Source organism: Agrococcus sp. HG114 (assembly GCF_024723325.1).
GTDB lineage: Bacteria > Actinomycetota > Actinomycetes > Actinomycetales > Microbacteriaceae > Agrococcus.
In genome coordinates, this window is sequence record NZ_JANQCH010000091.1 from 1 (window position 1) to 9,339 (window position 9,339).

Here is a 9,339-nt window from a genome sequence, read left to right on the forward strand (position 1 = left end):
GCCCGACGGCGTCGCGGGCAGCGGCGCGGGCATGCCGCCGGCGGCCGCGAGCTCGCGCACGGCGCGGTCGAGCTGCATGCCGAAGAGGACCTCGCGCACGAGCGCCCATGCTCCGACGACGAAGAACACGACGAGCGCGATGCCGACGGCGATCGCGACCGGCTCCCCGGTCGCGATGAACTGCACCGCGCGCGAGCCGGCGAGGACGACGTAGAGCGCGAGCACCGCGGCCATGCCGAGCGCGAGCCCCTTGCGCAGCCCGATGCGCGCCGCCGGCCGGTCGGTCACGACAGGCCCAGCAGGTCGCCGATGCCGACGGTGACGCCGGGCTGCGCCTCCGCGCGCAGCGCGAGCAGGATGCCCGCGGCGTACGAGTCGCTCGAGGTCGTGTCGTGGCGGATCGTGAGGGTCTCGCCGACGCCGCCGAAGATGACCTCCTGCCGCGCGACGACCCCGGGCAGCCGCAGCGCGTGCACCGGCACCCCGGAGATCACGGTGCCGCGCCCCGGCTCGTCCGGGGTCGCGGGGACGAAGCCGCGCACCGCGCCGATCGCCTCGGCCGTGCGGGTCGCGGTGCCGCTCGGGGCGTCGCGCTTGCGGTCGTGGTGCGCCTCGACGACCTCGACCGCGGTGAAGTGGCGCGCGGCGATCGTCGCGAGGTGCGTCTCGAGCACGCTCCCGAGCGAGAAGTTCGGGACGATGCGGATGCGGTCGGCGCCGCGGGCGCGGAGCACGGCGATGCGCTCCTCGCTCCATCCGCTCGTCGCGACGACGACGGGCACGCGGGCGGCCGCCGCCGCCTCGACGAGCTGCTGGCTCGCGGCGAGGATCGTCGCGTCGAAGACCGTGTCGAGCCCGTCGAGGTCGAGCCCCTCGCGCACGTCGAGCTCGACGGGCTCGAGGTCGTGCGCCTCGTGGGCGAGCCGCAGCGCGAGCGAGCCCAGCCTGCCGGTCGCGCCCGCGATGCCGATGCGCCTCGTGCCTGCCATGCCCTCCAGCCTACGGCGCGGGAGCCGTCGCATCCGCCCGTACAGTGGGCGGGTGACCGCCGTCATCGCCATCGAGGATCCCGCGTCCGAGCTCGCCCAGTCGCTGCTGCGGGCGTACTTCGCCGACCGCGCCATCACGTTCGTCGGCGGGCAGTACACGCCGAAGCCGGCCGATCCCGCGACGCTCCGCGAGCCCGACGGCGCGTTCCTCGTCGCGTGGGACGGCGGCGAGCCGATCGGGTGCGGCGCGCTCCGGCGCCTCTCGCCCACGCGGTTCGAGGTCAAGCACCTGTACGTCTCCCCCGTCGGTCGAGGCCGCGGCACGGGCGCGGCGCTCCTCGCCGCGCTCGAGGCGCGCGCGGGCGAGCTCGGCGCGACCGAGGTCGTGCTCGACACGAACGCGGCGCTCGAGCCCGCGAACCGGCTCTACACGACGCGCGGCTACGAGTCGGTCCCGCCCTACAACGACAACCCGAACGCGACGACCTGGTTCCGGAAGCCGCTCGCCGCCGATCAGTAGGGCTGCGGGAGCGGGAGGCCCGTGCGGTCCTCCGGCGGGAGGTGCCCGAGGTCGTTGTGCACGAGCAGCTGCGGCGGCTTGCCGGTGCGGCGCCGCAGGATCGTCAGTCCGCAGTTCGCCTGGTTGAGCGCCATCCACTGCCACGCCGGCGCCTGCATCACCTCGCGCACGAACCAGCCGATCACGAAGTTGTGGGTCACGAGCAGCTCGTTGACGTCGCCGCGCGAGGGGCGCAGCCACTGGGCTGCGGCGTCCTGCATCTGGGCGGCTCCCGCCTCGACCTCGGCGGGCCGGAAGCCCTTGAGGAAGCCGTGGAAGCCGACGGGCGTGTCGGCCTCGAGCCCGGACGGCACGCAGTCGAGCAGCAGTGCGGACTTCTGGAACTCGACCGCGGGCAGCCGCTCCTGCATGATCGCCGCCGTCTCGGTCGCGCGCTGCAGCGGCGAGGTCCACGCGTGGTCGAACACGACGCCGGAGAGCCGCTGCGCGATCGCGTGCGCCTGCCGGACACCCCGTGCCGAGAGCCGGCCGTCCTCGACGCCATGCTCGGCGTCCAGCTGCTCCCCGTGCCGGACGAGGTAGAGCAGGTGCGCCATGTGGTTCCCTCCGCGGGCGCAGCGAGGCGCCGATGTCGCACGAGGGCGCAGCGATGCGCCCCCGCTCCGGTCGGTTCAGCCGGCGGTCGGTGCCGCCGCTTCCACCGTAGCGGGAGCGGCCGACGCGACGAGCGCGCCGAGCCCGTCGGGCACCTTCCCGACGGCGGCGATCGAGCGGGGGCCCGCGGCGAGCTCCGTCGCCAGCGAGCGCACCTCGGCATCGGTCACGGCGCCGATCCGCTCGAGCGTCGCGTCGATGTCGAGGAACTCGCCGAGCGTCAGCTCGGCGCGGCCGAGCCGCGACATGCGCGTGTCGGTGTCCTCGAGCGCGAGCGCCGACCCGCCGGCGAGCTGCCCCTTCGCGCGTCGCAGCTCCTCCTCGGTCACGCCCTCGGCGAGCCGCTCGAGCTCGCCGAGCATGAGCGAGGCCACCTCGAGCGTCTTCCGCGGCGCGCACGCGGCCGCGAGCCCGACGACGCCCGCGTCCGCGTAGCCCGAGGCCCAGGAGTAGACCGAGTAGGCGAGGCCGCGCTTCTCCCGGATCTCCTGGAACAGGCGCGACGACATGCCCGCCCCGAGCACCGCGTTCAGCACCGCCATCGTGCTCCGCCGGGGGTCGGAGGCGATGAGGCCCGGCATGCCGATCATGAGGTTCACCTGCTCGAGCGGTCGCGCGACCACCGTGAGCCCTCCGGGGCCTGCCGGACGCGGCGAGGTGCTGCGGCGCTCCTGCGGCGACCCCGCGCCGAGCGACCACCCGTAGCGCTCGAGCGCGACCTGCAGCTGCTCGACGGCGATGTCGTGGTCGACGGCCCCCGCGATCGTCACGACGAGGTCGCTCGGGCCGTAGTGCTCGGCGTAGTGCTCTGCCACGCGATCGCGCGAGACCGCGCGGATGGACTCGGGGGTGCCGCCGATCGGGCGACCGAGGGGCGTCTCGTCCCCGTGCACGAGCTCGCTCAGCCGCTCCCCCGCGACGTCGGCGGGGTCGTCGTCGGCCATCGCGAGCTCCTCGAGGATGACCTCGCGCTCGTGCTCGAACTCGTCGGGGTCCAGCAGCGACGAGGTGAGCATGTCGGCGAGCACGTCGATCGCCATCGGCAGGTCGACGTCCCGCACCTTCGCGTAGTAGCAGGTGTGCTCCTTCGCGGTCACCGCGTTGTGCTCGCCGCCCACCTCGTCGAACGCGACGGCGATGTCGAAGGCGGTGCGGGTCGGGGTGCCCTTGAACAGCAGGTGCTCGAGGAAGTGCGTGGACCCGCGCGCGTCGCCCGACTCGTCGCGGGAGCCCACCGGCACCCAGTAGCCGACGGTCGCGCTCACCGCGCCCGGCATGTGCTCGGTGAGCACGCGCACGCCGCTCGGCAGCACGCTCCGGCGCACGACGGCGCCGCCCGCGGCGGCGATGGCGATCTCTGGGACGTCGAGCGGGAGCGGGACGGCAGGCATCGGTCCAGTCTACGAGGGGAGACGACGGAGCCCCCGCCCGGCGAGGGGCGGGGGCTCCGTCATGAGCGGGCTACTCGGCCGAGACCGAGGAGACCGACGACTCCGCGTCGTCGCTCTTCGCCGCGACCGGGGCCACGGGCTCCGAGTCGTCGACGAGCTCGAGCGAGAGCTTGCCGCGGTCGTCGATCTTCGTGATCTCCACCTGGATCTTCTGCCCGATCGAGACCACGTCCTCGACGTTCTCGATGCGCTTGCCGCCGTTGAGCGGACGCATGGCCGTCACGTGCAGCAGGCCGTCGCGGCCGGGCAGCAGCGACACGAACGCGCCGAACGACGCGGTCTTGACGACCGTGCCGAGGTAGCGCTCGCCGACCTCGGGGTTCAGCGGGTTCGCGATCGCGTTGACCGCGGCGCGCGCCGCCTCGGCCGAGGGGCCGTCGACCGCGCCGATGTAGACGGTGCCGGAGTCCTCGATCGAGATCTGGGCGCCCGTGTCGTCCTGGATCTGGTTGATCGTCTTGCCCTTGGGGCCGATGAGCTCGCCGATCTTGTCGACCGGGATCTGCACGCTGATGACGCGGGGCGCCGTCGGCGCCATCTCGTCGGGCGCGTCGATGGCGGCGTTCAGGACCTCGAGGATCTTGGTGCGCGCCTCCTTCGCCTGCGTGAGCGCCCCGGCCAGCACCGACGCGGGGATGCCCGAGAGCTTCGTGTCGAGCTGGATGGCCGTGATGAACTCGGGGGTGCCCGCGACCTTGAAGTCCATGTCGCCGAGCGCGTCCTCGGCGCCGAGGATGTCGGTGAGCGCCGCGTAGCGGGTCTCGCCGTCGACCTCGTCGGTCACGAGGCCCATCGCGATGCCCGCGACCGGCGCCTTGAGCGGCACGCCGGCGTTGAGCAGCGAGAGCGTCGAGGCGCACACGGAGCCCATCGACGTCGAGCCGTTCGAGCCGAGCGCCTCGGAGACCTGGCGGATCGCGTAGGGGAACTCCTCGCGGCTCGGCAGCACCGGCACGAGCGCCCGCTCGGCGAGCGCGCCGTGACCGATCTCGCGGCGCTTCGGGCTGCCGACGCGGCCCGTCTCGCCCGTCGAGTACGGCGGGAAGTTGTAGTTGTGCATGTAGCGCTTCGTCGTCTCGGGGCTGAGCGAGTCGATCTGCTGCTCCATCTTGAGCATGTTGAGCGTCGTGATGCCCATGATCTGCGTCTCGCCGCGCTGGAAGATCGCGGAGCCGTGCACGCGCGGCACGACCGCGACCTCGGCGTCGAGCGGCCGGATGTCGGCGGCGCCGCGGCCGTCGATGCGCACGCCGTCGGTCAGGATGCGCCCGCGGACGACCTCCTTCGTGACGGCCTTGTAGGCGCCCGAGACCTGCGTCGCGACGACGGCGTCGAGCTCGCCGCGCTCGATGCGCTCGTTGATCTGCTGCTTGACCTGCTCCTTGAGCGCGTCGTCCGCGGCGTTGCGCTCGAGCTTGTCGGCGATGCGGTACACCTCGCCCAGGCGGTCGAGGGCGAGCTCGCGGACGGCGACGAGCGCCTCCTCCGAATAGGGCGGGAACAGCGGGTACTGCTGCGTCTCCTTCGCGGCGGTCTTCGCGACCTCCTCCTGCGCGGCGACGAGCTGCTTGATGAAGGGCTTCGCGGCCTCGAGGCCCTGCGCGACGATCTCCTCGGTGGGCTTCTGGGCGCCGCCGGCGATCAGGTTCCACGAGTTGTCGGTCGCCTCGGCCTCGACCATCATGATCGCGACGTCCTCGACGCCCTGCGCGTCGGTGACGACGCGGCCGGCCACGACCATGTCGAACACGGCGTCGGCGAGCTGCGAGTGCTTGGGGAACGCGACCCACTGGCCGTCGATGAGCGCGACCCGCACGCCGCCGATCGGCCCGTCGAACGGCAGGCCCGAGAGCTGCGTCGACATCGAGGCCGCGTTGATCGCGAGGACGTCGTAGAGCTCGTCGGGCTCGATGGACAGCACGGTCACGACGACCTGCACCTCGTTGCGGAGGCCCTCGACGAACGAGGGGCGCAGCGGCCGGTCGATGAGGCGGCACGTGAGGATCGCCTCGGTCGAGGGACGGCCCTCGCGGCGGAAGAACGAGCCGGGGATGCGGCCCGCGGCGTACATGCGCTCCTCGACGTCGACCGTGAGCGGGAAGAAGTCGAACGAGTCCTTGGGGTGCTTCGAGACGCTCGTGGCGCTCAGCAGCATCGTCTCGTCGTCGATGTACGCGACCGCCGAGCCCTGCGCCTGCTGCGCGAGGCGACCGGTCTCGAAGCGGACGGTGCGGGTGCCGAAGCGGCCGTTGTCGATGACGGCCTCGGCGAATGTGATCTCAGGACCTTCCATGAAGGGCCTCTCCTCTCCTGTGCCCAGCGGGGGCACGACATGTCAGCCGTGCGCTTCGCCTGCGCGGAGTGGTCATCAGTGGAGAGCGTCGAAGACTGCTTCGGCGCCCTCCACCAACGACCAGCTCTGAGCGGGTGCGAATGGGCGCACGACGACCGCGACTCGCGGTCCCGCCAAGGCTACCGCACGCATCCCCGGAACGGCAGGACCGGAGCGGGAGCGCGTCGAGCACGACGAAGGGCCGCCCCGATCGGGGCGGCCCTTCAGAACGCGAGGAAGGCTAGCGACGCAGGCCCAGGCGCTCGATCAGCGAGCGGTAGCGCTCGATGTCGACCTCCTGCAGGTAGCCGAGCAGACGGCGGCGCTGACCCACGAGCAGCAGCAGGCCACGACGCGAGTGGTGGTCGTGCTTGTGCGACTTGAGGTGCTCGGTGAGGTCCTTGATGCGGCGCGAGAGGATCGCGACCTGCACCTCGGGGCTCCCGGTGTCACCCTCGTGGGTGGCGAACTCGTCGATGATCGCCTTCTTGATCTCTGCGTTCAGGCTCATGTGGAAACCCCTCTCTCCTCGCAGCGCGGTGCTCATGCCGGATGCATGGGCGCTCTCGTTCCGCGGCCGGTCTACGGCAACCTCACGAGGCTACCAGGTCACCCGCGGGGCGGCCAAGCGGGCGCGGCTCCGAAGCGCTGCACCGGGCCGCTCGCCGCAGGCGGCCGCGCACCCGCCGGGACGGGCACGGGCTGCCCGACCACCGCGCTCGCCATCGAGCGCCGATGGTGGAGGAGGTCGGCGAGCAGGGTCGCCTCGTCCGCGACGTGCCGAGACCGGTCCCGGCCGATGAGCGCGCGCTGGCGATGGTTCGCGAGCCGCGTCGCGGCGTGGATGTAGTCGCGCATCGAGCGCCGGAGGCCCCTCGCCCTCGCCCAGTGCATGAGCGCTGCGCGACCGTCGCTCGTCGAGAGCCGCTCGACCTCCTCGCGCGAGAACCAGCCGGCGCGCCCGTAGTCGTCGAGGCGCAGTCGCGTGAGCCGCATCTCCTGCCGCAGCAGCAGCCACACCGCGACGGCGACGAGCACGCACAGCGGCACCTGCACGAGCAGGTAGTAGACGAAGAAGCCGACGGTGCCGCCGGGCACCCACCAGCTCGCGGAGTTCCAGAGCGCGTGCAGGGACGCCGAGACGAGCCAGCCCGCCGGACCGGCGAGGAGGATCCACCACCGCGAGCGCAGCCGCGCCGCGAACCCCAGCGCGAGCCCGATGCCGACCGCCGTGAAGAGCGCGTGGGTGAGCGGGCTCATGATGCCGCGGAGGAAGAAGATGAACGTGCCGTCGCCGGTGGAGGCGAGCGACGTGCCGAAGTACAGGATGTTCTCGGTGAACGCGAACCCTGCCGCCGACAGCGCGGCGATCACCACGCCGTCGACGGGTCCGTCGAAGGTCCTGCGGAACCAGAGGAACAGGATGACGACCGGGATGCCCTTCCAGAGCTCCTCGGTGATCGGCGCCTGGATGACGGTCGCGTAGAGCTCGTACTGCTCCTGGGTGCGCAGGAGCGGCGCGACGATCGGCTCGAGCACGAGCGCGTTGAGCGCGAGCGTCAGCAGCACCGCGGCGACGCCGCCCCACAGCGCCGCGAACCACAGCGCGACGCGCGGCTCCGGCTCCCAGCGGTCGATCGCGAGCACGGCCCAGAGCACGAAGCCGAGCGGCACGAGCGCCATCGCGCCGGCTGCGGCGACCAGCAGCGGGCTCCCGATCGCACCGCCGAGGAACCAGATGACGGCGACCGATGCGAGGGCGAGGGCGCCGATGCCGACGAGCCCCAGCACGAGCCCGGGAGCGGCGCGCTGCTGCCGCCGCAGCGGCGACAGCGACGGCGTTGCGTTCACGCGCCGAGCGTACCGAGCGCGCGCCCGGGTCAGCGCGACGCGTCCGGGAGCACGACGGGGATCGCCTCGGTCACGGGGTGCAGGCCCGACAGCCGCGCGGGCTCGAGCAGCTTCTCGACGCGCTCGCGCTCCATGAGCCCGCCCTCGACGACGAGGTCGGCGATCGACTTGTCGCTCGTGAGCGCCTCCTTCGCGAGCTGCGCCGAGGCGGCGTAGCCGAGGTAGGGGGTCAGCGCCGTCACGACGCCCACCGAGCTGCCGACCATGAGGTCGAGCCGCTCGCGGTTGGCCTCGATGCCGTCGACGCAGTTGACGCGCAGGGTGAGGCACGCCTGGGTCATCCAGTGCAGGCTCTGCAGGATCGAGTGGGCGATGACCGGCTCGAACGCGTTGAGCTGCAGCTGCCCTGCCTCGGACGCCGCCGTCACCGTCGCGTCGGAGCCGATCACGGCGAACGCGACCTGGTTGACGACCTCGGGGATCACCGGGTTGACCTTGCCGGGCATGATCGAGGAGCCGGCCTGCTTCGCGGGCAGGAAGATCTCGCCGAAGCCGGCCTGCGGGCCCGACGAGAGGAGCCGCAGGTCGTTGCAGATCTTCGAGAGCTTCACGGCCGCGCGCTTGAGCGTGCCCGAGACGAGCATGAAGACGCCCGTGTCGCTCGTCGCCTCGATGAGGTCGGCCGCCGGCACGATCGGCAGGCCCGTGAGCTCGGCGAGGTGGCGCGAGGCCGCCTCGGCGTAGCGGGGGTCGGCCGTGATGCCCGTGCCGATCGCGGTCGCGCCGAGGTTGACCTCGCCGAGCCAGCGGATCGTCTCCGACAGCCGGTCGTAGTCCTCGCGCAGCGTCACCGCGAAGCCGCGGAACTCCTGGCCGAGCGTCATCGGCACGGCGTCCTGCAGCTGCGTGCGGCCGACCTTGAGCACGTCGTGGAACTCCTGCGCCTTGCGGTCGAACGCATCCGCCAGCCGCTCGAGCTCGTCGAGCAGGCGGCGCAGCGTGAACGCCATCGCCACCTTGATCGAGGTCGGGTAGGTGTCGTTCGTCGACTGGGAGCGGTTCACGTCGTCGATCGGGTGGAAGTGCTCGTACGCGCCCTTGGGGTGCCCGAGCTCGACGAGGCACGCGTTCGCGATGACCTCGTTCGTGTTCATGTTCGTCGACGTGCCCGCGCCGCCCTGGATGACGCCGACCTTGAACTGGTCGTGCAGCTCGCCGCCGCGGATGCGCCGGCACACGCGGTCGATGAGGTCGGCCTTGTCGGGGTCGAGCGCGCCGATCTCGCGGTTCGCGCGCGCGCACGCCTGCTTCACGACGGCGAGCGCGTTGACGAGGTCGGAGTAGACCGAGATTGAGCGGCCCGTGATCGGGAAGTTGATGAGCGCCCGCTCGGTGTGGATGCCCCAGTACGCGTCGGCGGGCACCGGCAGCTCGCCGAGCGAATCGCGCTCGAGGCGGGTGGGGCCGGCGTAGTGGTGCTCGCCCTGCGGGGCGGGGTCGAGCTTGTACTGGGGCGTATCGGTCACGGAGGCTCCTTTGCCG

8 protein-coding genes and 1 pseudogene are annotated in these 9,339 nt (G+C 72.3%); 1 reads left to right on the forward strand and 8 read right to left on the reverse strand.

The annotated features are described in order from the left end of the window. Window positions 1-288 (reverse strand): annotated as a pseudogene (locus NWP09_RS09355) (hypothetical protein); the annotation flags it as partial. Beyond that, entirely contained in the window at window positions 285-989 is a 705-nt protein-coding gene (gene dapB / locus NWP09_RS09360; RefSeq protein ID WP_258275246.1) for a 4-hydroxy-tetrahydrodipicolinate reductase, read from the reverse strand. The pseudogene NWP09_RS09355 and the gene dapB, both read right to left, overlap by 4 nt. A 52-nt stretch (window positions 990-1,041) precedes the next feature. On the opposite strand from dapB, the gene NWP09_RS09365 reads away from it, so the two are divergent. Further along, a complete protein-coding gene (locus NWP09_RS09365; RefSeq protein ID WP_258275247.1) occupies window positions 1,042-1,509 on the forward strand; it encodes a GNAT family N-acetyltransferase in 468 nt (155 codons plus the stop codon). On the opposite strand, the gene NWP09_RS09370 is transcribed toward NWP09_RS09365, so the two are convergent. From NWP09_RS09370 to NWP09_RS09395, 6 genes are all read right to left on the reverse strand, one after another. Beyond that, entirely contained in the window at window positions 1,503-2,105 is a 603-nt protein-coding gene (locus NWP09_RS09370; protein WP_258275248.1) for a histidine phosphatase family protein, read from the reverse strand. The two genes, NWP09_RS09365 and NWP09_RS09370, sit on opposite strands and share 7 nt — an antisense overlap. A 75-nt stretch (window positions 2,106-2,180) precedes the next feature. Further along, on the reverse strand, window positions 2,181-3,554 hold the full coding sequence (locus NWP09_RS09375) for a pitrilysin family protein (protein WP_258275249.1): 1,374 nt from the start codon (window positions 3,552-3,554) through the stop codon (window positions 2,181-2,183). A gap of 70 nt (window positions 3,555-3,624) precedes the next feature. Next, the gene (locus NWP09_RS09380; protein WP_258275250.1) at window positions 3,625-5,907 is read right to left on the reverse strand and encodes a polyribonucleotide nucleotidyltransferase; all 2,283 of its coding nucleotides are present in this window, start codon (window positions 5,905-5,907) and stop codon (window positions 3,625-3,627) included. Between the two features lie 280 nt (window positions 5,908-6,187). Continuing rightward, the gene (gene rpsO, locus NWP09_RS09385) at window positions 6,188-6,457 is read right to left on the reverse strand and encodes a 30S ribosomal protein S15 (protein WP_258275251.1); all 270 of its coding nucleotides are present in this window, start codon (window positions 6,455-6,457) and stop codon (window positions 6,188-6,190) included. Window positions 6,458-6,555: 98 nt separating this feature from the next. Beyond that, entirely contained in the window at window positions 6,556-7,797 is a 1,242-nt protein-coding gene (locus NWP09_RS09390) for a PrsW family intramembrane metalloprotease (protein ID WP_258275252.1), read from the reverse strand. 29 nt (window positions 7,798-7,826) lie between these two features. Then, window positions 7,827-9,323 carry an aspartate ammonia-lyase gene (locus NWP09_RS09395; RefSeq protein WP_258275253.1) on the reverse strand — a complete coding sequence of 499 codons (1,497 nt, stop codon included), beginning with the start codon at window positions 9,321-9,323 and terminating at the stop codon, window positions 7,827-7,829. Window positions 9,324-9,339: the final 16 nt, after the last annotated feature.